Consider the following 23,800-nt stretch of genomic DNA (forward strand, 5'->3'; position numbering starts at 1 on the left):
TCCCACATTTGAGATGCATTCCCCTGCTGCAATGCATTCCCCTGTGGGAGCGAGCCTGCTCGCGAAGGGCGCGCCGCAGATGTTCAGTCGAACATGAACAGCGCATCGTTACAGAACTGCGCTTCAAACCGTCCCGCCGGCATCGGCCGGCCGAACAGATAGCCCTGCACCTCATCGCAACCATGCTCACGCAGGAAGTCCAGTTGCTCATGGGTTTCCACGCCCTCGGCGATCACCGCCAGGTTCAGGCTGTGGGCCATGGCAATGATCGCCCGGGCGATCTGCGCGTCCTGTTCGCCGGACGGCAGGCCGTCGACGAAAGTACGGTCGATCTTCAGCACGTCGATCGGGAATTGCTTGAGGTAGTTGAGCGATGAATAACCGGTGCCGAAGTCATCGACTGCGATGCTCAGGCCGAGGTTCTTCAGCCCGGCAAGAATCTGCATCGCCTCGCTGACTTCGCGCATCAGGATGCTTTCGGTCAGTTCCAGCTCCAGACACGCCGGCGGCAGGCCGGTTTCGCGCAGGATCGTCGCGATTCGCGTGCCCAACTGGCCGTCGGAGAACTGCCGTGCGGAAATGTTCACCGACACCTTCGGCACCCGCACCCGTTGCTGGTGCCAGGTTTTCAGCTGTCGACAGGCCTCGCTGATGACCCAGTCGCCAACGTCCACCACCAGGCCGAGCTCTTCCAGCACCGGAATGAAATCCCCCGGCGGCACCAGCCCGCGACGTGGATGGCGCCAGCGCAGCAGCGCTTCGGCGCCGGTCAGGCGCTTGCCGTCGCCACTGAACTGCGGCTGGTAATACAGGACGAATTCGTTCTGCTCCAGCGCATGGCGCAGATCGCTTTCCAGTTCCAGACGCTCCAGCGCACTGGCGTTCATGTCGGCCTGATAGAACTGGAAGTTGTTCTTGCCGCGTTCCTTGGCGTGGTACATCGCCGTGTCGGCGTTCTTCATCAACTGGCTGAGTTCGTTGCCGTCCTGCGGACTCAGGGCGATGCCGATACTGGCGGTGACGAAGAACTCGCGGCCCTCGAGCACGAACGGCCGCACCAAGCTGGCGAGAATCTGCTCGGCGACATGAATCGCCCGGTTCAGCGCCAGTTCGCGATTGGAGCGATGCTGCAGCAGCAAGGTGAATTCGTCGCCGCCCATGCGCGCCACGGTGTCGTCGTCATCGACGCAGGCCAGCAGGCGCGTGGCCATGTCCTTGAGCATGCGGTCGCCGGCGGCGTGGCCGAGGGAGTCGTTGATCGGTTTGAAACGGTCGAGGTCGAGGAACATCAGCACCACCCACGACTTCTGCCGTTCGGCCGCTTGCAGCGCGGTGTGCAGACGATCCTGGAACAGCGTGCGGTTCGGCAAATGGGTGAGGGCATCGTAATAGGCGAGGCGGTGGATGCGCTGCTCGCTGGCCTTGCGCTCGCTGATGTCGCTGAAGAAACACACGTAGCTGGCCAGATCGCCCTCGTCGTCGAGCACGGCAGTGATGCCGACCCACGCCGGGTAATGCTCGCCGTTACGGCGCTTCATCCATACTTCGCCTTCCCAGGTGCTGTGCTCGTGCAACTGCTTGAGCACGTAGCGCAGGTGCGCATCCTGCTGCTCGTCGACGGTGAGCATGTTCGGCAACTGGTCAAGCACTTCGCCGACGCTGTAGCCGCTGACCCGACTGAACGCTTCGTTGGCCTGAACGATATAACCGGCCGGGTCGGTGATCAGGATTGCCGAAGTCGAGTGCTCGAATACCGTAGCGGCCATGCGCAAATCTTTTTCGGCACGGCGCTGCTGGCTGATATCGCGGCCGACGCCGAGCACGCCTTCGAACGCGCCGTGTTCGTCCCACACCAGCACCAGGCGCAGTTCGATCGGAATCTTGCGGCCATCGGCACGCAGGCAATCGAAGAGGAACAGTTGCGTTTGCACCTGACTGCGCAGCAATGCCAGTTGCTCGGGCTTGTCCAGCGCCTTGCTGACGCGGTCCATCAGCACATGAATGCCGTTCAGTTGCCCGGGATTGGCGATGATCGATTGCCAGCCGTTCTGGAAGATCCATTCGGCGTTGTAGCCAAGCACGGCCTGCACCGACGGGCTGACGTAGTTCAGCGAGAGCTTGCTGTCGGTGGAGAAAATCACGTCGCTGATGCTTTCGGCGAGCATGCGGTAGCGCTGCTCGCTGTCACGCAGCGATTCGCTCGCCTCAATCTGTTCGGTGATGTCCTTGGCGACGCCGATGATCCGCGTGACCTGATCATGCTTGTCCCGCGCCAGCGCCTGTTCACGGATGTCGAAGCGCCGCCACTTGCCGTCGCGATGGCGGAAGCGCAATTGGCATTGCAACAACTGGCTGTAACCGGCGTGACGCTGCAACTGCCGCGAGCGATGGTAATAGTCGGCGTCTTCCGGATGCAGAAGGATTTCCCAGAAGTATTCGCCCATCTGATGCAGTTCAGTGCGGTTGTACCCCAGGGTCTGGCCGAGGTGGTGGTTGCTGAAAATCATCCGCTGGCTGATCACGTCCTGCACATACAGATGATCCGGCACGGTGCGCACCACGTCCGACCAGAAGCCTTCGCGCTCCAGCAACGACAGCTCGATCAGCTTGCGGCTGGTGATGTCGTTGATGCTGAGGATCACCGCTTTATAGTCGTGCTGCTCGCTTGGCAGGCGCAAAACCATCCACAGATGCTGGTCGCGACCGTTGCTGTTGGGCAGTTTGATTTCCAGTTCCAGCTGTTTCTGCTGCTGCAGGACGGCGTCGAGGATCTGCTGACCGATCGCGCACTGCGGATGGCGCTGGCCATCGATCAGCAGTTGCCAGGCATCGTCGCAGGAATGCACATCGAGCAGTTGCAGGGCGACCTGATTGACCTCGGTGACGCGCATTTCCGCGAGCAACTGCTGGCGCTGCTGCGGTTGGTCGAGCCAGGCCTTGAGCTGGTCGCTGGTCTGGATCTGCGCCTTGTCGAACATCTGCTTGAGTCCGGACAGGTCAAGCACGCACAAGGCCACGCCGGTGCCTTCGAAAATATCCTGGTAACGCCGCCGGCCTTCATGCACCTGGCGCTGGCGCCGACGCATGTTCAACAGTGCAATCACCGGCAACATCGAAAACGCCAGGCCGAGCAGGCATTTGCCGATGAACGCCGGCAGCAATTCTTCCAGTACGCGCTGGCGGTCGAACAGCCCGCGCAGTTGCCAGTCGCTGCTGCTCAGCGGCACGGTCAGCACGGTGTTGGCGACATCGTCAGGCGTCAGCCCGCCAGCCTTGGCCGAGGGCAGCCCCGCTTCGCGGCTGATGATCTGGTGATTGAGGCGGTTTTCCACCAGCCACAGCGGGCGCAGGGCGGTGGCGTCCTGTTTGGTGAGCGAGTCGAAGAAGGTTGGCGTCAGGCGCAAGGCCCAGTAACCGCGACTGCTGCCGCTGGCCTGATGCAACAGCAGGTGTACCACCGAGCCGTCATCGGCATTGCTGAAGTAATGCGCCTGGGCGCGGCTGCGGCGCACCAGTTCGGTCAGGTAATCGGCGTCGGAACTGTCGGTGGCGCTGTCGCTGATGATGCGGCCGGAGGGCGAGAGCAGGGCCATGCTGCGCAGATCGGGCAGCGAACGTTGCAACTTGCGCAGGAGCATCTGCTGTTCGTCGGCGGTTTGCGGTTGTTCGACGATCGGTAGCAGATTGAGGGCGATTTGCGCATTCAGCGCCATGTTCAGGCTGACCTGAGCGGCGAGATCGGCGGTGTAGTCGATGGTGTACTGGCGCTGATTCTTCTGGGTTTCACGCAATTGATCGAGCAGTTGCCAGAACAGCAACGCGAGCAATAACAGCACGAGGGTGGCCAGCGCACCCTTCAATGTCCCGCGCAGGGGCGAGCCGGGCGCCGGTGGGGTGCTGCTCACAGAGGCTGGCGGAGTGACATTGGTCAAGCTGTGATCCTGCGATTTGGCTGGACTGGCGCGACGTGCACTATAAGCCGGACGCCCGAAGGGCGGCTAGCATGCCTTGAGTTGTGGCGAAGTGCCAGCCCCTCTCGGCTGGACTGCCATCGGTCATTAAGGTAGCTTTGCCGGTTACGCGGGGGCGTTCCAGCTCCTAGAATCAGACTTTTTCCGCGCGCACGCATTGATGATCCTCAAGTGAACGACGCGCACCGGTCTGGCCAGGCATCGCCTGCGCTCCAATCATTCATCTGTCACTGACCCAAGGTTCTCCATGGCTCAATACGTCTTCACCATGCATCGGCTGGGCAAAGTTGTTCCGCCGAAGCGGGAAATCCTCAAGAACATTTCGCTGTCCTTCTTCCCCGGCGCCAAGATCGGCGTACTCGGCCTCAACGGTTCGGGTAAATCCACGCTGCTGAAAATCATGGCTGGCGTCGACACCGAGTTCGAAGGCGAAGCCCGTCCGATGCCGGACCTGAACATCGGTTACCTGCCGCAAGAGCCGCAGCTCGACCCTGCCAAGACCGTACGTGAAGTGGTCGAGGAAGCGGTCAGCGTGATCAAGGATGCGCAAGCGCGTCTGGACGAAGTCTACGCGGCCTACGCCGACCCGGACGCCGACTTCGACAAGCTCGCCGCTGAACAGGCCAAGCTCGAAGCGATTCTGCAGGCCAGCGACGGCCACAACCTCGAGCGCCAGCTGGAAGTCGCCGCTGATGCGCTGCGTCTGCCAGCCTGGGACGCGAAAGTCGAACACCTGTCCGGTGGTGAAAAGCGTCGTGTCGCCCTGTGCCGTCTGCTGCTGTCCGCACCGGACATGCTGCTGCTCGACGAACCGACCAACCACTTGGACGCTGATTCGGTGGCGTGGCTGGAGCATTTCCTCCACGACTTCCCGGGCACCGTGGTCGCGATCACGCACGACCGTTACTTCCTCGACAACGTCGCCGGCTGGATTCTGGAACTCGACCGCGGCGCGGGCATTCCTTACGAGGGCAACTATTCGGGCTGGCTCGAAGCCAAGTCCGATCGCCTGGCCCAGGAATCCAAGCAGCAGTCGGCTCACGAAAAAGCCATGAAAGAAGAACTGGAGTGGGTGCGCAAAGGCGCCAAGGCCCGCCAGTCGAAATCCAAGGCACGTCTGCAACGCTTCGAAGAAATGCAATCGCAGGAATTCCAGAAGCGCAGCGAAACCAACGAGATCTACATCCCGGCCGGTCCGCGCCTGGGTGACAAGGTCATCGAATTCAAGAACGTCACCAAAGGCTACGGCGATCGCGTGCTGATCGACAACCTGTCGTTCTCCATGCCGAAAGGCGCCATTGTCGGCGTGATCGGTGGTAACGGTGCCGGTAAGTCGACGCTGTTCCGCATGCTGATGGGCAAGGAAACCCCGGATTCGGGCAGCATCGAAATCGGCGAAACCGTGCAATTGGCCTGCGTCGACCAGAGCCGCGAAGACCTCGACGGCAGCAAGACCGTGTTCCAGCAGATTTCCGACGGTTCCGACCAGATCCGCATCGGCAACTACGAGATCCCGTCGCGCACTTACGTCGGCCGCTTCAACTTCAAGGGCGGCGATCAGCAGAAGTTCGTCAAGGATCTGTCCGGCGGTGAGCGCGGTCGTCTGCACCTGGCGCTGACCCTGAAGGAGGGCGGCAACGTCCTGCTGCTCGACGAACCGTCCAACGACCTCGACGTGGAAACCCTGCGTTCGCTGGAAGAAGCCCTGCTGGACTTCCCGGGCGCCGCCATTGTGATCTCCCACGATCGGTGGTTCCTTGACCGTGTCGCCACGCACATCCTGGCGTACGAAGACGACTCGCAAGCGGTGTTCTTCGAAGGCAACTACACCGAGTACGAAGCCGACCGCAAAAAGCGCCTCGGCGAAGCAGCGGCCCAGCCACACCGGGTACGTCACAAGAAACTGGCCTGAAATCGGGTTGGTTGCAGAAAGCGGAGCCTTCGGGCTCCGTTTTTTTTGCCCTGGGTTTTTCCTGATAAACCGAGTTGCGGCTTTCGCGAGCAGGCTCGCTCCCACAGGGGTAACGCATTCCAAATGTGGGAGCGAGCCTGCTCGCGAATACGGTGTAACTGTTGGTGCAAGTCTTGGATCTGTGCTCCCCACTCAGGTGCAAAAACGGATCAAATACCCCTCGGATTTATATCCTGTGCACCATTTAATTTCATAACTGCGACATTTTGCTCTGTTCCTGTGCGCAATTCGTTTGTTACAGTCCGGCCCAATCTCCTCCAACGACAATAAATTTGCCGAGACTTTGCCCATGATCGAATCCGTCGAATCCTTCCTTGCGCGCCTGAAAAAACGCGACCCGGATCAACCCGAATTCCACCAGGCTGTCGAAGAAGTCCTGCGCAGTCTGTGGCCGTTTCTTGAAGCCAATCCGCATTACCTGACTTCAGGCATTCTCGAGCGTATCTGCGAGCCGGAGCGCGCGGTGGTGTTTCGCGTGTCGTGGGTCGACGATCAGGGCAAGGTCCAGGTCAATCGCGGCTTCCGTATCCAGATGAACAGCGCCATCGGCCCGTACAAGGGCGGCCTGCGCTTCCATCCGTCGGTGAACCTCGGCGTGCTGAAATTCCTCGCCTTCGAGCAGACCTTCAAGAACTCGCTGACCTCCCTGCCCATGGGCGGCGGCAAGGGCGGTTCCGACTTCGATCCGAAGGGCAAGAGCGACGCCGAGGTCATGCGTTTCTGCCAAGCGTTCATGAGCGAGTTGTATCGCCACATCGGCGCCGACGTTGACGTGCCGGCCGGTGATATCGGTGTCGGTGCGCGGGAGATCGGTTTCCTCTTTGGCCAGTACAAGCGCCTGAGCAACCAGTTCACCAGCGTCCTCACCGGCAAGGGCATGACCTACGGCGGCAGCCTGATTCGCCCGGAAGCCACCGGTTTCGGCTGCGTGTACTTCGCCGAGGAGATGCTCAAGCGCCGCGGGCAGGGCGTGGAAGGCAAGCGCGTGGCGATTTCCGGTTCCGGCAACGTTGCTCAGTACGCGGCGCGCAAAGTGATGGACCTGGGCGGCAAAGTGATTTCCCTGTCCGACTCCGAAGGCACGCTGTACTGCGAGGCAGGCTTGAGCGAAGCACAGTGGCTGGCGCTGCTGGAGCTGAAGAACATCAAACGCGGGCGCATCAGCGAACTGGCGAGCGCCCATGGTCTGGAATTCCGCGCCGGCGAACATCCGTGGTCGCTGCCGTGTGATATCGCGCTGCCCTGCGCGACGCAGAACGAACTCGACGCCGAGGCCGCACGCACGCTACTGCGCAATGGCTGCGTCTGTGTGGCTGAAGGCGCGAACATGCCGACCACGCTGGAGGCTGTGGATATCTTTATCGAGGCCGGCATTCTGTTCGCACCGGGCAAGGCGTCGAATGCGGGCGGTGTTGCCGTCAGCGGTCTGGAAATGTCGCAGAACGCCATGCGCCTGCTGTGGACGGCGGGCGAGGTGGACAGCAAGCTGCACGCGATCATGCAGTCGATCCACCACGCCTGTGTGCATTACGGCGAAGACAACGGTCAGGTCAATTACGTCAAAGGCGCGAACATCGCCGGCTTCGTCAAAGTCGCCGATGCGATGTTGGCGCAAGGCGTGGTTTAAGCCGGTTCGATGCTGATCACTTCGATCAGTTGATCGCCGGCAGGTCGCTGCCATAGCACTTCATCGTTGAGCCGGGCGCCGAGCAAGGCCCGGCCCAGCGGTGAGGCCCAGTTGATCAGGCCCTGACTGGCATCGGCCTGATCCTCGCCGACCAGTTGCACGCGGTGTTCAGTGTCGTGTTCGTCGGCGAAGGTCACCCAGCTACCGATTTGGACCTTGTCGGTGGAGGTCGCAGCGACTGCGACTTGGGCGCTGCTCAGGCGTTGAGTGAAATAGCGCAGATCCCGTTGCAGATCGGCCAGACGTTGCTTGTCGGCCTGCTCGCTCTTGGCCGTTTGCTCGGCATGCAGGCTTTGCAGTTCGGCGACCTTGGCGTGCAACTGTGCCAGACCTTGCGGTGTGACGTAATTGGGCTGCGTGCTGACCTGACGTTCGACCGGCTGATCAGCCTGCGCGGCGGCGTTGTCTTCGTTGACGAATGCGCGACTCATGAAGTCCTCCTGTTAAAGGATTTGGGCCATGGTTGCCGGCATTTGGTTTCAACGGATGTCTGCAAACGACCTATTGCGAGCGATAAGCCCGCCCGACGTCCTGGTCCTTCTGCTGCTGCCAGGCGCGTTCGCGTTCATCCCAATGTTCGTTGCGATATTGCTCGCGATCCTTGTTTTCGAGCATCGCCTGACATTGGCGGAAGCCGTCGACCCAGCCGTCGGCGTATTGCTGGTCCTTGAGATAGCGCGGCACGTTCTTGCGAAACTCGCCGCTGATCGAACCTGCCGCTTGCCGGCCACTGACGCAACCGTCATCGAAACCGTCGGCGAAGGCCGGTGGATAACCCTTGGCGATCAAGTCTTCATGGGTGGTCTGGCAACCGCCCAGCGCCAATACAACGCCCAACAATCCCACGCACCGCCACATCGCACTCTCCCGCGCCGATACTCGGCTCATAAGGAAAGTCTAGAAGGGGATTCATGAGGCGGCTGTCGAAGGCCTGTGAAAAATCCATTGCACACCACAAGGCCCCTGTGGGAGCGAGCCTGCTCGCGAAGGCGTCTTGTCAGGCAACACTGCTATTGACTGACCCACCGCTTTCGCGAGCAGGCTCGCTCCCACAGGGAGATTTACACAGGCTCGGGATCAGTAGTGATACCACTTCACTTCAAGCATGACTTCCGTTTCCGGGCTGGCGAGCTGGCTGAACTCGCGCTGAGCGCTCAGGCGCAAACCGAGGTTGCGCGACAGCTCCCACTGCTGATTCAGGCTCAGGCTGCGGCGCACTTCACCGTTGAAGAAGTAGTCGCCCTTGGCCTCCAGGCTCAGATTGCCCAGCGGGTTTTTCCACAGCACGCCAGTGTTGAAGCCGCCGGCCGGGGAAACAAACTCGGCGAAGTCGTTGTTGTGTTCCACGCGCACCGTGCCAAGGGCGAAGCCGAGCACGTCTTCGCCCAACTGCCACGTGCCGCCGCCGCCACCGTTGACATGGCTGACCAGCGTCTCGTCATCATGCTTGCCCGGCACGCGCTCAAGGCCACCGGTGACTTGCCACGACAGCGGTTGCAGCAGCTCGTTGCGCGGTGTCAGCGAACGAATGGTCGCCAGGTCCAGTTGCTGCAACTGCCAGTCATTGCTTTCGTATTGGCGCAGCTTCAGTTGCAGGATCTCGATCTGCGCGCCGAGAGGAAAGCTTTCGGCGTTGTCATTGAGGTCGTGATAAGCCATGCGTAGGCCATATTCGCCAAAGGCGCGATCGCCTCGCGTACCTAGGCCGGCCTGCCAGGTGCGGGACTCGTGGCCATCTTCGGGCAGACCGGGTTGCGGAATTTCCAACTCCGGCGCCGGGTTCTTGTTGATCGCCCGCAGCAGTTCGAAACTGCGCTGCGCTCGTTGCGGGTCGCGCTCCTGGCCGTTGGCGCGGTAGCGCTCCAGACGATAGGCGGCGTCGACGATCAACGCCTGGCGCGCGCGCGGCAGCGCCTTGAACGTCGGCTCTTGCAGGACTTTTTGATCGGCGCTGACCTTGAGCACCCATTGCTGTTCTTCATCGCTCAACGGTTCGGCGCGGCTGAGCAGTTCACGTTCGCGGGACGGGCGATATTCGATGTGTTCGACCAGCCCGGCCTCTTTCACCGCTTTGACAGTGTCGGTCGGGATCGCGGTCAGCGGGAATTGTTCGGTCAGGCGCAGGCTCGGTCGCGCCACTTGCAGCAGTTCCAGCAAACGATACGAGCAGTTTTCGTCGAAGAAGAAGTAGTCGAACTGGATCTGCTTGAGCTCCCACACATGTTCGACCATGCGTGCGGTTTCTTCCTGAGTCAGGTTGAGGCGGTATTCCCACAGGTCGCGGTTTTCCAGGCTGCGGTATTCCGAGAGTTTTTCCTGATACGGCACCAGCGCAAACAGCCCCGGGTAGCCGCCCATCAAGCCTTTCCAGGCATACAGAATGCTGTTGTCCGAGCCTTCGATGTAGGCACCGAAGTTGATCGCGTAGCTGAGCAGCGAAGTCTTGTCGGCCTGCACATCCGCCTGATCGATGCGCAGCAGGGTGTGGCCGAACATCGACGAAGGGCTATTGAGATACGCCGCCGGGAAGATCATCACCGCGCTGTGCGGCGAGACGTCCTTGAACCATTGCTTGTATTCGGCGCATTCGGGCGCTGGCAGGTCGGCGAGATTGAGCTGCGCTTTCAGCCAGCGTGTACGCGCCGGGTAGACGCATTGTGCGTGTTGCTCGCCGAGGCTGGCCGGGGCGTACAGCGCCTGCACGGTGGCGGCCAGTTCGCGGTCCGGATGCTCGTTGCCGTCGGGCGCGAGAAAGAACTTCTTGTCGCTGACATAGCTGCGCCAGCCGCCGAGTTTGGCGGTTTCGTAATGACCGAGGGAAATCCAGAAGCGGTCGTTGGCCAGTTGCTGCAAACGTTGAGGATCGATGTGAGGCGCGGCGGACAGCGGGGCGCAGACACAGAGCGCCAGCCAGGCAAGGCGTTTGAGCATAGTCGGCAACTTGAACAGGAAAAGAAATAAAAGACCCAAAGAGGGGCGGGCCAAAAAAACAAAACCCGCTTCCCGAAGGAAGCGGGCGGGGTCGAGCTTAAGCCTGAGTTGCGTACTTGGCCAGACGTGGGTCCGATTTCAGTACCGCCAGGGTGTTGGTATGCACGTCTTCAGCGGTCACGTCAGCCTTGCTGAAGATCTGCTGGAAGTGCTCGTGGGTCACTTGCGCGAAGTGCGCGCGATCTTCCGGTGCTACGCCCAGGACCACGGCATAAGTGGTCAGCGCTTCGCCATTGCCTTTGGCCATGTCTTCGGACAGCTCGTTCATCATGCCATTCATGGCGAACCAGGATTTGCCGCCGTAGGTCAGCGATGCGTTGGTCGAGCAACCGTTGGTGCCGGAAGTCATACCGAACGTGGCGTTACCGGAAGTGCCGTTGGTGGTGGAAGCAAGGAAGTGCGCCGGGGTGCCACGCTGACCTTCGAACAGCATGTTGCCCCAACCGCAATCCGGGCCGCCCGGGGCTTGCGCCATTGCGTTGATGGATACAGCGGTGAAGAGAGTACCGAGAAGAATCCGTTTCATAGCTTTGTTCTCTTTATGTGCATACCAATGGACAGGGTTCTGGCCCTTCGCGCTCTGCCCGAGGACAGAGCCGAAAGTGTCAGTGGGCCGGTATTAGTTCCAGCCGCGCAGTTTGGAGTTTAGGCACGTTCCAGCGGTTCCGTGATTTTTTGCAAAATATTTGGAATAAACCTCTGATTTATCGGGATGCGTCGGCCGGCCGCGCGCTTGTCTATGCTTTGTCATGTGGCGCGCCTTGCCAGTGGGGCACGGGCAGCGCCAGAATGCCGCTACCTGCCCCGCCTGATTGTTAAGGAAGCCCGATGCCTGATCCTGTTGCTGCCAGCCTGCGTCTTGCGCCCGAAGCGCTGACTCGTCCGTTTTCCGCTGAACAGTTCAGCTTCACTAGCACCAATGATCTGGAGCCCTTTCGCGGTGTGCTCGGCCAGGAACGCGCGGTCGAAGCCTTGCAGTTCGGTGTGGCGATGCCACGCCCCGGTTACAACGTATTCGTCATGGGCGAGCCCGGCACCGGCCGTTTCTCGTTCGTCAAACGCTACCTGAAAGCCGAAGGCAAGCGCCTGCAGACCCCGGCGGACTGGGTCTACGTCAACAACTTCGATGAGCCGCGCGAACCGCGTGCACTGGAGCTGCCATCGGGCACGGCGGCCTCGTTCATCGCTGACATCAACGGCCTGATCGACAACCTGCTGGCGACTTTTCCGGCGGTTTTCGAACACCCGTCCTACCAGCAGAAAAAAAGCGCCATCGACCGCGCCTTCAACCAGCGCTACGACAAGGCGCTGGACATCATCGAGCGCCTGGCCCTGGAAAAAGACGTCGCCCTGTACCGCGACAGCAGCAATATCGCCTTCACGCCGATGCTCGACGGCAAGGCCCTGGACGAAGCCGAATTCGCGCAGTTGCCGGAAGCCGAGCGCGAGCGTTTTCACGATGACATTTCCGGCCTCGAAGAGCGCCTGAACGAAGAACTCGCCAGCCTGCCGCAGTGGAAGCGCGAGTCGAACAATCAACTGCGCCACCTCAATGAAGAAACCATCACCCTGGCCTTGCAGCCGTTGCTGGCGCCGCTGTCGGAGAAGTACGCGGAGAACGCCGGGGTCTGCGGTTACCTGCAAGCGATGCAGGTCTACCTGCTGAAAACCGTGGTCGAACAACTGGTCGACGACAGCAAGACCGACGCCGTCGCGCGCAAGTTGCTGGAGGAACAATACGCACCAAGCCTGGTGGTCGGGCATCCGGCCAGCGGCGGTGCACCGGTGGTATTCGAGCCACATCCGACCTACGAAAACCTGTTCGGCCGCATCGAGTACACCACTGATCAAGGTGCGCTCTACACCACTTACCGGCAGTTGCGTCCGGGTGCGCTGCACCGCGCCAATGGCGGTTTCCTGATTCTCGAAGCGGAAAAAATGCTCAGCGAGCCGTTCGTGTGGGATGCGCTCAAACGCGCCCTGCAATCGCGCAAACTGAAAATGGAGTCGCCGCTGGGCGAGATGGGCCGCTTCGCCACCATGACCCTGAATCCGCAGCACATCCCGCTGCAGGTCAAAGTCATCATCATTGGTGCGCGGCAGCTGTATTACACGCTGCAGGATCTCGATCCGGACTTCCAGGAGATGTTTCGCGTTCTGGTCGACTTCGACGAAGACATCCCGATGGTCGACGAAAGCCTCGAGCAGTTCGCCCAGCTCCTGAAGACGCGTACTTCGGAAGAAGGCATGGCGCCGTTGACCGCCGATGCGGTGGCACGATTGGCGACCTACAGCGCACGGCTGGCCGAGCATCAGGGGCGCTTGTCGGCGCGCATTGGCGATCTGTTCCAACTGGTCAGCGAGGCGGATTTCATTCGCCATCTGGCCGGCGATGAAATGACCGACGCCGGCCATATCGAACGCGCCCTGAAAGCCAAGGCCACCCGCACCGGGCGGGTCTCGGCGCGGATTCTCGACGACATGCTCGCCGGAATCATCCTCATCGACACTGACGGTGCAGCAGTCGGCAAGTGCAACGGGCTGACGGTGCTGGAGGTCGGTGATTCGGCGTTCGGCGTGCCGGCGCGGATTTCCGCCACGGTCTATCCGGGCGGCAGCGGTATCGTCGACATCGAACGTGAGGTCAACCTCGGCCAGCCGATTCACTCCAAAGGCGTGATGATCCTCACCGGTTATCTGGGCAGCCGTTACGCCCAGGAATTCCCGCTGGCGATTTCGGCAAGCATTGCGCTCGAGCAGTCGTACGGTTACGTCGACGGCGACAGTGCATCGCTGGGCGAGGCGTGCACGCTGATTTCGGCACTGTCGAAAACCCCGCTCAAGCAATGTTTTGCCATCACTGGATCGATCAACCAGTTTGGCGAAGTGCAGGCGGTCGGCGGGGTCAACGAGAAGATCGAAGGCTTCTTCCGCCTCTGCGAAGCACGCGGTCTGACCGGCGAGCAGGGCGCGATCATTCCCCAGGCCAACGTCGCCACGCTGATGCTCGATGAGAAAGTCCTCGCCGCCGTGCGCGCCGGCCAGTTCCACGTGTATGCGGTGCGTCAGGCCGATGAGGCGCTGAGCCTGCTGGTGGGCGAGCCGGCCGGAGAGCCGAACGCCGATGGCGAATTCCCCGAAGGCAGCATCAATGCCCGAGTGGTCGAGCGCCTGCGCGATATCGCCGAGATGATCAGCGAAGAGGACTTGAAAGAGGCCGAGAAGGAGCTGGCGCAGGAGGCTCTCGCCGAAGCCAAACCGGCCTGATCAGTTCACGCCAGACCCTGTGGGAGCGAGCCTGCTCGCGAAAGCGCTGTATCAATCGACGAATGAGTTGGCTGATCCATCGTCTTCGCGAGCAGGCTCGCTCCCACAATGCTTTTCCAGATTGATTTCTGCGGAGATCTTCGGGGAATGTGTCACGAGTCTGGCGCCAATATTCACACAATGACCATTCGGCGCCTTCTGGTTCCATTTGGCTTGCGCGGGACACTTTTCTTCTATTCTCAGGTCAAGGATATCGACAGTATCACTGGATCGAGCCAGTCCTCCCATGGGGGCTGAATACCGGCTTTACCGAGGGTCGCCGCCATGTCGCGCAACCTCTGTCTCACCCGTCAATGCCTGGGTCTGGTGACCCGGATCGAATGCGCCGTCAAGCCGCTGGCCGGCGACAACGGCATGTGGACGCTGCTCTTCGCGGCCGGCATGGCCGGCGAACAACCTTCCGCGATCAAAGCCCAAGGCCCTTTTCACGGCCCGGTCGCGGCCGAGTCGATTCTCGACACCATCGTTGAAAGCCTGACCTTGCATGGTTACGAACTGGCCGATGATCCGCAGATCTGGAGCCTGCACCTGCAAGCCCAGTTGCGGCAGATCAACGGCGGCCGTGGGCGCAGCCTCAACGGTTAAGGTGCTGACTGGTCGACCTGCGCCTTGTCGAGCTTGACCTCAAAACCGTATTGCACGGTGGCGAGGTCGGTGCGCTGATAGGTTTCCACGCGAGTCGGGCGACCGTAAAAATAGTGCACGCCGAGTAGCGCCGGGCCTTCTGCACTGGCGTCGTGGCTGACCGAAAGAATCTGCTTGAGGTAGTGGCCACTGTCGTCCTTGACGAAGAAACGCCATTCGTTGGCCGGGAAGGTTTTCAGGTCGACCACCAGCGTGTTGTCCTTGATCGCCAGGCCTTTGGGCAATGACTGCGCGTCGTAGGATTGCTTGGCCACCGTGGCCAGAAATAACGGCATCGAGCCCACGGCAATCGCCGGGGTTTCCGGAAACAGGTTCAGATCATATGTAATCGTCGCTTGCAGCGGATCGACCTGATACGCCTCGGGCGGCAGTTCGATCGGCTCGTCGAGTTTGCCGCCGCGCTTTTCCGTGAAGAAAGTCACCGGGCTGACGCCGGGATTGAGTTGGTCGCCAAGCAATTCGTCATTGAAGGTGCGGCGGTGGGAAAACTCGATACGCGCCGCGCTCGGCTCTTCCACCGATTGATGAATGCGCACGCCGGCCTTCAATTGTTCCTCGGTCAGGTCCGCGCCTTTGAGCCAGTTGGCGGCGAGATCGTCATACACCACAACTGGCAGGTCCAGCGGCTGCACGGCTTTGGCCGTGGTGTGCGGATTGAAGGTGCGCACCGGCAGGTCCAGGGATTTGCGCGTCACTGTTGCCGAGGAGAAGTCGAGCACACTGACTTCCAGTGTGTCGATCGGGCCGTGGAAATACACCTTGTTGTAGCGGCGCGGGTGTTCTTTCTCGAAGGCTTGCTGTTCGTCGCTGAGCTGTTTTTCCAGGGTGTCGCTCCAGCTCTTCTGCTTCTGTAACTGCGTCAGTTGCTTCTGGTAGAACGCGACCTGCTCCGGGCTTTCGTTGATTGAACCGGCGCGCACCAGGTATTGGCCGCTGGCGTCGCGGGCCTGGACGATCAGCGGATTGATCCGGGTTTCGGCCACTTCTGCCGCGAGCGGCAGGCTGTTGCTGACTTCGACCTCGGCGAAGTTCTTTTCCAGCTTGAGCAGTTTGACGCTGAGGTTGTCGTTGCTGCGGGTTTGGCCGACATCTTTGTGCGTCAGGTCGAAGCTGTACAAGCGACGGGGCGCAATGACCTCGACCTGGCCTTGCAGGCTGACCGGTTGTGGCAGGCTTTTTTTGTCGACGTTGAGGCCATCGATGAACGGATAGGTCACCGTCAGGTCATCGGGGTTGGTCACGTTGGAGCTGGACGGGCTGAGCTGAATGCCAGGATCGGTCTCCGACCACTCCGGCTGCCAGGCGATCACGCGTTTGTTGCTCAACGTCACCGAGTGCCACTCGATGCCGTGCGGGAATAGAAAACCGCCGGGAATGTTCAGGTTGAACGGGAATACCGGTTGCAGATCGGTCAGGTAATCCGAACTGGCGTCCTTGTGCAGCACGAACAGGCCGTTGATGAAGGTATCGACTAGCGCCTGCGGGGTAGGGTAGTGCTTGAGCACGGCGAGGGCGTCGGCACCGTATTCGGTATGCGGGGTGATGTCGTCAAGCTTGAGCCTGGCCCGTTCGAGCAACAGCAGCGAACCGCCGAGTTCGGTGATGGCGTCCTTGAGCTTCGGATCGCTGATCGTGTCCAGGGACTGTTCGAAGGTGGCGGTCTTTTCGTCAAGGTTGGCGACTTGTTTTTCATCGCCGGGCGAGCAACCGCCGATGAGCAAGGCGAGGCAGATTCCGGCAGTCGTCAAGGCTGATCGCACATCCATTTCCACGCATCCTGTCCACTGTCATTGGGCTGTCAATGCTTTGGACACTAGCAGAAAAACTTTGTCACACACACGCAGGTGGCGGATTTTCCGGCGGTTTCTGGCTGTCACAGCGGGCTGTTATACTCGCCGCCATTTCCAGCCCCTTGTGTGAGAGTCAATGGAACGCTTTATCGAAAATGCAATGTACGCCACCCGCTGGCTGCTGGCGCCGATCTACATCGGCCTGTCCCTCGGTCTGCTGGCGCTGGCATTGAAGTTCTTCCAGGAAATCATCCATATCCTGCCCAACGTCTTCGCCATGGCTGAATCGGATCTGATTCTGGTGCTGCTGTCGCTGATCGACATGGCGCTGGTGGGTGGTCTGCTGGTGATGGTGATGATTTCCGGCTACGAGAACTTCGTCTCGCAACTGGACATCGACGAAGGCAAAGAGAAGCTCAGCTGGCTGGGCACCATGGACTCGTCGTCGCTGAAGATGAAAGTCGCGGCGTCGATCGTGGCGATTTCTTCGATCCACCTGCTGCGCATCTTCATGGATGCCAAGAACGTCGATCCCGAGCATCTGATGTGGTACGTGATCATTCATATGACTTTTGTGGTGTCCGCGTTTGCCATGGGTTACCTGGACAAGGTCACCAAGCACTGATCAGCCGATCAAGGCAAAAAAACCGCCCGTCTGTAGCGAAACAGACGGGCGGTTTCGTTTGTGGCTTGTGCTTTCAAGCGCAGCGGCCTATGCCTGTAACGGTGCGATTCGCCACGGTGTGAGGTGCTTCCATGAACCTGCAAGAGTTGAACGCGTTTGCTGTTGCCAAAAAGGTCGACGAGTTGAACCTGATCTCCATGGAAGGGGGCATTTACCTGTTGGAAGCGAGGATGCATGGGACGGCGTATCCGTTGAGCGATCTCAAGGGCAATATGCTGACGCTGCGCTCAGTGGAGCACGCGCGGGATCTGCTGCATGCCTTCCCGGTGCTGCCATTCAACCTTGTGCACACCTCGGTCCATGACGAAATGTGCGGGCTGGTCGCTGACCTCGATGAAAGCCTGAAAGTGCCGCTCGCCTGGCGCTCGGCCCTGTAGCCCCGGCCCCAAGTCCGGGGTATCTGTGCTAGTCTGCTCGCCCTTTTGGTTCCGGGCGCGCCGGGACGCGCTGTGCACGCACGGCAAGTCCTGTTGCCGTCCGCACAGCGGAGCAGTGTCATGTCCGAAGTAAATCTGTCCACCGACGAAACCCGCGTCAGCTACGGTATCGGCCGTCAACTCGGCGACCAGCTGCGCGACAACCCGCCACCGGGTGTCAGCCTGGACGCGATCCTGGCCGGTCTGACCGACGCTTTCGCCGGCAAGCCAAGCCGTGTTGGCCAGGAAGAAATGTCCGCCAGCTTCAAAGTGATCCGCGAGATCATGCAAGCCGAAGCAGCGGCCAAGGCTGAAGCCGCGGCTGGCGAAGGCCTGGCCTTCCTCGCCGAAAACGCCAAGCGTGACGGCATCACCACCCTGGCTTCCGGCCTGCAATTCGAAGTGCTGACTCAGGGCGAAGGCGCCAAGCCGACCCGTGAAGACCAGGTACGTACGCATTACCACGGCACCCTGATCGACGGCACTGTGTTCGACAGCTCCTACGAGCGCGGCCAGCCTGCAGAATTCCCGGTTGGCGGCGTGATCGCTGGTTGGACCGAAGCCCTGCAACTGATGAATGCCGGCAGCAAATGGCGCCTGTACGTGCCGAGCGAACTGGCTTACGGCGCACAAGGCGTGGGCAGCATCCCGCCGCACAGCGTTCTGGTATTCGACGTCGAGCTGCTGGACGTTCTGTAATACCGAGCCTGCCTAGATGGCGGGCTAAAAAATGTGGGAGCGAGCTCGCTCGCGAAGGCGGTTTTTCAGTCGACTCATTCGTTGACTGATTTATCGCTTTCGCGAGCAAGCTCGCTCCCACAGGTTTTTTTAATGCTGCTCATATTTCGATCTTGTTGTGCAGCTCATTGGTCGGGCGCAACGCCCGGGCATAGCAGAACAGGAACAGATTGCGCACCAGCTCCTTGAGTATCAGCGGCTCGCTGGAATTGAGGCTGCTGACGTCCAGATCACCTTGATCCTGCAGCTCATGCAAGGCTTCTTCTTCAAGCACCGCACAGACTTCGCCGGTTTCCCGATGGAGGATTCTGAGGTACGGGTGTGGGCGATCCAGCCAGGCGTCGATCAAATAAGTCATGGGTCTCATCTCCTTGAAAGGTTTCAATGAGAATAATTCTTATTCGTCAAATAGCAAGTGCCTATTGGCGGATTGTGGACTTTTCCGGGTAAAGGTTGTGTCAGATCAAAATGGCTGGCTGATGGCCATGCGCGGATTTATTGAGCTGAAGCGGGGAGGGCAAAGCTCCATCCCACGGCTGGCGCAGGATGGATGACGCAAGGCTCAGACTTTTCTGACGAACTCGGATTTGAGCTTCATCGGGCCGATGCCGTCGATCTTGCAGTCGATGTCGTGATCGCCATCGCACAGGCGGATGTTCTTGACCTTGGTGCCGACCTTGACCACCAGCGACGTGCCTTTGACCTTGAGATCCTTGATCACGGTGATGGTGTCGCCGTCCTGCAGGACGTTGCCGACCGAATCTTTCTTCACGGCATCATCGGCCGCCACTTCGGCTTCGCCGCTGGCAGACCACTCGTGGGCGCACTCGGGGCAGACCAGTTGGGTGCCGTCTTCGTAGGTGTATTCGGAATTGCATTTCGGGCAGGGTGGCAACGTGCTCACTAAGGTTCCTTGGGTATCAGGAGGACTAAAGGGCGCACATTGTATAGGGTTTTACGCGGAGGAGGGCATAGCGCAGAAACAACTGTGGGAGCGAGCCTGCTCGCGAAAGCGCTGTGTCAGTCAACATTGAGTCGATTGGCAGATTGCTTTCGCGAGCAGGCTCGCTCCCACAGGGGATGAATCAGTGCGTGCGGGCTACCGCGAACTCGCTCAATTCAACCAGCGCATCGCGGTATTCGCTGGCCGGCAGCGCCTCGAGGCACTTGATCGCGCGGGCCACGTAATCGCGGGCCAGTTGCGCGGTGTACTCCAGCGAGCCGGACGCTTCGACGGCGATGCGGATGCTTTCCAGGTCTTCGATCCCGCCTTTCTGGATCGCCTGACGCACCAGTGCCGCCTGCTCGGCCGTACCTTCGCGCATGGTGTAGATCAGCGGCAGGGTTGGCTTGCCTTCGGCCAGATCGTCGCCGACGTTCTTGCCCAGGGTTTCCGCGTCGCCTTTATAGTCGAGCAAGTCATCAACCAGCTGGAACGCCACACCCAGGTGATCGCCGAACGTGCGCAGGGCTTCACTCTGCTCGGCGGTCGCGCCAGCCAGGGCGGCGGCGCTGTGGGTCGAGGCTTCGAAGAGCATCGCGGTCTTGCCGCGGATGACTTCCATGTAGGTTTCTTCGCTGGTGCTGGCGTCTCGCACCTTGGACAGCTGCAACACTTCGCCTTCAGCGATGATCCGCGTGGCTTGAGACAAAATCTTCATCACCGGCATCGAGCCCAGTTCGACCATCATTTCGAACGAGCGCGAATACAGGAAGTCGCCGACCAGCACGCTCGGGGCATTGCCCCACATGGCGTTGGCGGTCGAGCGGCCACGGCGCATGCCGGACATGTCGACGACGTCGTCATGCAGCAGGGTCGCGGTGTGCAGGAATTCGATGGTGGCGGCCAGCAGGCGCATGTCGTCGCCTTCGCGACCCAGGGCCTTGCCACACAGCAACACTAATAAAGGACGCAGGCGTTTGCCGCCGGCCGACGTGATGTAATCGCCGATTTTCGATACCAGCGGCACTCGAGACGTCAGCTGCTTCTTGATGATGCCGTCGACGGCGCTAAAATCGTCCGCCACCGCGCGGTAGAAAGCTTGGGGTTGCATCAGCGAGAGTCGCTCCAGAAGGGTTGCGCGGCATGCTAGGACCCCCGTCCAGACCTGTCAAGGCGCGATGGACGGCCACTTGCGCGAGGCAGATTGCTTGCGTACAATCGCGCACCCTGAACTTCCTGGGCAGCACCTGCCTTACGCAATTGCACTTGGGCCGTTCCAGCCCCATGCAGCCATGCCAGCCAATACCTCTTCTTATAAAGAGCTGGGTGAGCAGGATTATCGGAGAAATACCATGTACGCAGTAATCGTTACCGGCGGTAAGCAATACAAGGTCGCTGAAGGTGAATACCTGAAGATCGAAAAACTGGAAATCGCTACTGGCGAATCCGTGACTTTTGATCGCGTTCTGCTGGTCGCCAATGGCGACGACGTGAACATCGGCGCACCAGTTGTTGCTGGCGCAACCGTCAAGGCTGAAGTGATCTCCCAAGGTCGTCACGATAAAGTCCGCATCATCAAGTTCCGTCGCCGTAAGCACCACATGAAGCGTATGGGCCACCGCCAGTGGTTCACCGAGATCAAAATCACCGGTATTCAGGCTTAATTACAGCCTAATTCCTCACTAGGAGAATTGAACTCATGGCACACAAAAAAGCTGGTGGTAGTACCCGTAACGGTCGCGACTCAGAAGCCAAACGCCTTGGCGTGAAGATGTATGGCGGCCAGGTCATCAAGGCCGGCAACATCATCGTGCGTCAGCGCGGCACCCAATTCCACGCTGGCTACGGCGTTGGCATGGGCAAGGATCACACTCTCTTCGCTAAAATCGAAGGCGTGATCAAGTTCGAAGTAAAGGGCGCCTTCGGTCGTCGTTACGTGAGCGTAATCGCGGCTTAATCGCGAGATCGCTGGAGAAGCCCTGTCTTGCGACGGGGCTTTTTCGTTTGTGGGGTGAGTCTCTTGCAAAGCTGTTTGTATGGGCTGTCGGCGTGCGATGCAGGTCGTGTCTTGGGGTCGCTGCGCTCATTTTTGCAAGAGTCTTATGTCTTGATTGTTTTTCGGCTCGTCCGTACGGCGAGAGGCGTTGGTTATGAAGTTTGTTGATGAAGTATCGATTCGCGTAAAGGCCGGTGACGGTGGCAACGGTGCCATGAGTTTCCGCCGGGAAAAATTCATTGAAAACGGCGGCCCGAACGGCGGTGATGGCGGTGACGGCGGTTCCATCTACATGATGGCCGACGAAAACCTCAATACCCTGGTCGACTACCGTTACACCCGTCACTTCGATGCCGAGCGTGGCTCCAACGGTGGCAGCACCGACTGCACCGGCAAGAAGGGCGAAGACCTGATCCTGCGCGTGCCGGTCGGCACTACCGTGATCGACTCCGCCACCCAGGAAGTCATCGGCGACCTGACCAAGGCTGGTCAGAAACTGATGGTAGTGCAGGGCGGCTGGCACGGTCTGGGTAACACCCGTTTCAAATCCAGTACCAACCGTGCGCCGCGTCAGACTACGCCAGGCAAGCCGGGCGAGCAGCGTGACCTGAAACTGGAAATGAAAGTGCTGGCCGACGTCGGTCTGCTGGGCTTGCCGAACGCCGGTAAAAGTACCTTTATCCGTTCGGTCTCGGCCGCCAAGCCGAAAGTCGCCGACTACCCGTTCACCACACTGGTGCCGAACCTGGGTGTGGTCAGCGTCGATCGCTGGAAAAGCTTCGTCATTGCCGACATTCCGGGCTTGATCGAAGGCGCTTCCGATGGTGCCGGCCTGGGTATTCGCTTCCTCAAGCACCTGGCGCGTACGCGTCTGCTGCTGCACCTCGTCGACATGGCGCCGCTGGATGATTCCAGTGCTCCGGACGCGGCTGAAGTGATCGTCAACGAGCTGATCAAGTTCAGCCCGTCGCTGGCCGAGCGTGATCGCTGGCTGGTGCTGAACAAGTGCGATCAGATCCTTGAAGAAGAGCACGATGCTCGCGTCAAGGAAATCGTCGATCGCCTGGAATGGACTGGTCCGGTGTACGTGATCTCGGCCATCGCCAAGATCGGTACCGAGCGTCTGTGCCACGACATCATGCGTTACATGGAAGACCGTGCCGATCGCCTCGCCGCAGACCCTGCGTACAAGGAAGAGCTGGCCGATCTCGATCAGCGCATCGAAGACGAAGCCCGTGCGCAGTTGCAGGCGCTGGACGACAAGCGTGCCCTGCGTCGCAGTGGCGTGAAGTCGGTCCATGACATCGGCGACGATGACTGGGACGAAGAAGATGTGGATGACGAAGACGGTCCGGAAATCATTTACGTGCGTGACTGATCCGTTGCGATAAACTTGAACGCCGCTCAATCGAGCGGCGTTTTAGTATCCGGAAATCGATCGTTGGTCAGCAATCGCCACGATTAACGTCACGGGCAGTGCCAGGTCGCGCTGCCCTCAAGCTAAGGTTGAAGATGATGCGGAGCAAGGTGACAGGTGCGCAGCGTTGGGTCGTGAAGATCGGCAGCGCTTTGCTGACAGCTGACGGCAAAGGGCTGGATCGCGCGGCAATGAGTGTCTGGGTCGAGCAGATGGTGGCGCTGCATGAGGCGGGCGTCGAGCTGGTGCTGGTGTCCTCCGGGGCGGTAGCGGCCGGCATGAGTCGCTTGGGCTGGACCGCACGACCCAGTGCCATGCACGAGCTCCAGGCGGCCGCTGCAATCGGTCAGATGGGGTTGGTGCAGGCGTGGGAGTCGAGCTTCGCCGAGCATGGCCGGCACACTGCACAGATTCTCCTGACCCACGACGACCTGTCCGACCGCAAGCGCTACCTCAACGCCCGTAGCACCTTGCGTGCACTGGTCGAGCTGAAGGTCATTCCGGTGATCAATGAAAACGACACCGTGGTCACCGATGAAATCCGTTTCGGCGACAACGACACGCTGGCGGCGCTGGTGGCCAATCTGGTCGAGGCCGATCTGCTGGTGATCCTCACTGATCGCGACGGCATGTTCGACGCTGATCCGCGCAACAATCCCGATGCGCAGCTGATTTATGAAGCGCGCGCCGATGATCCGACGCTCGATGCGGTTGCAGGCGGTACCGGTGGTGCGCTGGGGCGCGGCGGCATGCAGACCAAGTTGCGTGCGGCACGCCTGGCAGCGCGTTCCGGTGCGCACACCATCATCGTCGGCGGGCGGCTTGAGCGTGTGCTCGATCGCCTGAAGGCGGGCGAGCGCATTGGCACGCTGCTATCGCCGGAGCGCGGCATGCTCGCGGCGCGCAAGCAGTGGCTGGCCGGGCACCTGCAAACCCGTGGCACCCTGGTGCTGGATGAGGGGGCGGTGTCGGCGTTGTCCAAGGGCAACAAAAGTCTGCTGCCGGTGGGGGTGAAACTGGTTCAGGGCAGTTTCCGTCGTGGTGAGATGGTCGTCTGTGTGGCGCCGGACGGTCGGGAGATCGCTCGGGGTCTGGCCAATTACAGCGCCCTGGAAGCGCAAAAAATCATCGGTCAGTCGTCGGATGCGATTGTCGGTTTGCTCGGTTACATGGCGGAGCCGGAACTGGTTCACCGTGACAACCTGATTCTGGTCTAAGGAAA

20 protein-coding genes are annotated in these 23,800 nt (G+C 60.3%); 11 read left to right on the top strand and 9 right to left on the bottom strand.

Annotation, left to right across the window (positions count from 1 at the left end):
* Nucleotides 1–83 precede the first annotated feature (83 nt).
* On the bottom strand, nucleotides 84–3,932 hold the full coding sequence (gene morA, locus AB4N48_RS01665; protein WP_041477787.1) for a cyclic di-GMP receptor MorA: 3,849 nt from the start codon (nucleotides 3,930–3,932) through the stop codon (nucleotides 84–86).
* 286 nt (nucleotides 3,933–4,218) lie between these two features.
* On the opposite strand from morA, the gene ettA reads away from it, so the two are divergent.
* Both ettA and gdhA read left to right on the top strand, forming a co-directional pair.
* Entirely contained in the window at nucleotides 4,219–5,883 is a 1,665-nt protein-coding gene (ettA, locus tag AB4N48_RS01670) for an energy-dependent translational throttle protein EttA (protein ID WP_016773108.1), read from the top strand.
* Between the two features lie 349 nt (nucleotides 5,884–6,232).
* Nucleotides 6,233–7,570: an NADP-specific glutamate dehydrogenase gene (gene gdhA, locus AB4N48_RS01675; protein ID WP_460094700.1), complete on the top strand. Its 1,338-nt coding sequence runs from the start codon at nucleotides 6,233–6,235 to the stop codon at nucleotides 7,568–7,570.
* On the opposite strand, the gene AB4N48_RS01680 is transcribed toward gdhA, so the two are convergent.
* The 4 genes from AB4N48_RS01680 to AB4N48_RS01695 form a co-directional block, all read right to left on the bottom strand.
* Nucleotides 7,567–8,061, bottom strand: a complete 495-nt coding sequence (locus AB4N48_RS01680; protein ID WP_460094701.1) for a GreA/GreB family elongation factor — start codon at nucleotides 8,059–8,061, stop codon at nucleotides 7,567–7,569. The two genes, gdhA and AB4N48_RS01680, sit on opposite strands and share 4 nt — an antisense overlap.
* A gap of 70 nt (nucleotides 8,062–8,131) precedes the next feature.
* Nucleotides 8,132–8,488, bottom strand: a complete 357-nt coding sequence (locus tag AB4N48_RS01685; RefSeq protein ID WP_073475524.1) for a hypothetical protein — start codon at nucleotides 8,486–8,488, stop codon at nucleotides 8,132–8,134.
* Nucleotides 8,489–8,707: 219 nt separating this feature from the next.
* Nucleotides 8,708–10,561: an Lnb N-terminal periplasmic domain-containing protein gene (locus tag AB4N48_RS01690; RefSeq protein WP_056790507.1), complete on the bottom strand. Its 1,854-nt coding sequence runs from the start codon at nucleotides 10,559–10,561 to the stop codon at nucleotides 8,708–8,710.
* A gap of 97 nt (nucleotides 10,562–10,658) precedes the next feature.
* The gene (locus tag AB4N48_RS01695; RefSeq protein WP_016773112.1) at nucleotides 10,659–11,147 is read right to left on the bottom strand and encodes a DUF3015 domain-containing protein; all 489 of its coding nucleotides are present in this window, start codon (nucleotides 11,145–11,147) and stop codon (nucleotides 10,659–10,661) included.
* Nucleotides 11,148–11,449: 302 nt separating this feature from the next.
* On the opposite strand from AB4N48_RS01695, the gene AB4N48_RS01700 reads away from it, so the two are divergent.
* Both AB4N48_RS01700 and AB4N48_RS01705 read left to right on the top strand, forming a co-directional pair.
* Complete coding sequence (locus AB4N48_RS01700) at nucleotides 11,450–13,888, top strand: Lon protease family protein (protein WP_056790505.1); 2,439 nt, start codon at nucleotides 11,450–11,452, stop codon at nucleotides 13,886–13,888.
* Nucleotides 13,889–14,212: 324 nt separating this feature from the next.
* Nucleotides 14,213–14,533, top strand: coding sequence for a PA4575 family protein (locus AB4N48_RS01705; RefSeq protein ID WP_016773114.1), 321 nt, complete (start codon nucleotides 14,213–14,215; stop codon nucleotides 14,531–14,533).
* On the opposite strand, the gene AB4N48_RS01710 is transcribed toward AB4N48_RS01705, so the two are convergent.
* On the bottom strand, nucleotides 14,530–16,359 hold the full coding sequence (locus AB4N48_RS01710) for a hypothetical protein (protein ID WP_457265233.1): 1,830 nt from the start codon (nucleotides 16,357–16,359) through the stop codon (nucleotides 14,530–14,532). The two genes, AB4N48_RS01705 and AB4N48_RS01710, sit on opposite strands and share 4 nt — an antisense overlap.
* A 160-nt stretch (nucleotides 16,360–16,519) precedes the next feature.
* Between AB4N48_RS01710 and AB4N48_RS01715 the strand changes: the two genes are divergently transcribed.
* The 3 genes from AB4N48_RS01715 (at nucleotide 16,520) to AB4N48_RS01725 (ending at nucleotide 18,183) form a co-directional block, all read left to right on the top strand.
* Nucleotides 16,520–17,008 carry a TIGR00645 family protein gene (locus AB4N48_RS01715; protein WP_016773116.1) on the top strand — a complete coding sequence of 163 codons (489 nt, stop codon included), beginning with the start codon at nucleotides 16,520–16,522 and terminating at the stop codon, nucleotides 17,006–17,008.
* 131 nt (nucleotides 17,009–17,139) lie between these two features.
* Nucleotides 17,140–17,445 (top strand): DUF6482 family protein, encoded by a 306-nt coding sequence (locus AB4N48_RS01720; protein ID WP_110603155.1) that lies wholly within the window; start codon nucleotides 17,140–17,142, stop codon nucleotides 17,443–17,445.
* A gap of 120 nt (nucleotides 17,446–17,565) precedes the next feature.
* Nucleotides 17,566–18,183, top strand: a complete 618-nt coding sequence (locus AB4N48_RS01725) for an FKBP-type peptidyl-prolyl cis-trans isomerase (RefSeq protein ID WP_039761705.1) — start codon at nucleotides 17,566–17,568, stop codon at nucleotides 18,181–18,183.
* A gap of 139 nt (nucleotides 18,184–18,322) precedes the next feature.
* Here AB4N48_RS01725 and AB4N48_RS01730 read toward each other — a convergent pair whose 3' ends face one another.
* The 3 genes from AB4N48_RS01730 to AB4N48_RS01740 all read right to left on the bottom strand — a co-directional run bounded on the left by AB4N48_RS01730 (nucleotide 18,323) and on the right by AB4N48_RS01740 (nucleotide 20,276).
* Nucleotides 18,323–18,580 (bottom strand): PA4570 family protein, encoded by a 258-nt coding sequence (locus AB4N48_RS01730; RefSeq protein ID WP_460094702.1) that lies wholly within the window; start codon nucleotides 18,578–18,580, stop codon nucleotides 18,323–18,325.
* Between the two features lie 204 nt (nucleotides 18,581–18,784).
* Nucleotides 18,785–19,126 (bottom strand): zinc ribbon domain-containing protein YjdM, encoded by a 342-nt coding sequence (locus AB4N48_RS01735; protein WP_016773119.1) that lies wholly within the window; start codon nucleotides 19,124–19,126, stop codon nucleotides 18,785–18,787.
* Nucleotides 19,127–19,307: 181 nt separating this feature from the next.
* Nucleotides 19,308–20,276 (bottom strand): polyprenyl synthetase family protein, encoded by a 969-nt coding sequence (locus tag AB4N48_RS01740; RefSeq protein ID WP_016773120.1) that lies wholly within the window; start codon nucleotides 20,274–20,276, stop codon nucleotides 19,308–19,310.
* Between the two features lie 241 nt (nucleotides 20,277–20,517).
* Here AB4N48_RS01740 and rplU point away from each other — a divergent pair, with 241 nt between their 5' ends.
* The 4 genes from rplU to proB all read left to right on the top strand — a co-directional run bounded on the left by rplU (nucleotide 20,518) and on the right by proB (nucleotide 23,795).
* On the top strand, nucleotides 20,518–20,829 hold the full coding sequence (gene rplU, locus AB4N48_RS01745; protein WP_007924746.1) for a 50S ribosomal protein L21: 312 nt from the start codon (nucleotides 20,518–20,520) through the stop codon (nucleotides 20,827–20,829).
* Nucleotides 20,830–20,864: 35 nt separating this feature from the next.
* The gene (gene rpmA, locus AB4N48_RS01750) at nucleotides 20,865–21,122 is read left to right on the top strand and encodes a 50S ribosomal protein L27 (RefSeq protein WP_016773121.1); all 258 of its coding nucleotides are present in this window, start codon (nucleotides 20,865–20,867) and stop codon (nucleotides 21,120–21,122) included.
* 193 nt (nucleotides 21,123–21,315) lie between these two features.
* Nucleotides 21,316–22,539 (top strand): Obg family GTPase CgtA, encoded by a 1,224-nt coding sequence (gene cgtA, locus AB4N48_RS01755; protein WP_016773122.1) that lies wholly within the window; start codon nucleotides 21,316–21,318, stop codon nucleotides 22,537–22,539.
* A gap of 137 nt (nucleotides 22,540–22,676) precedes the next feature.
* Nucleotides 22,677–23,795: a glutamate 5-kinase gene (gene proB, locus AB4N48_RS01760; RefSeq protein ID WP_039761700.1), complete on the top strand. Its 1,119-nt coding sequence runs from the start codon at nucleotides 22,677–22,679 to the stop codon at nucleotides 23,793–23,795.
* Nucleotides 23,796–23,800 lie beyond the last annotated feature (5 nt).

This window comes from Pseudomonas sp. S2_C11 (assembly GCF_054668395.1).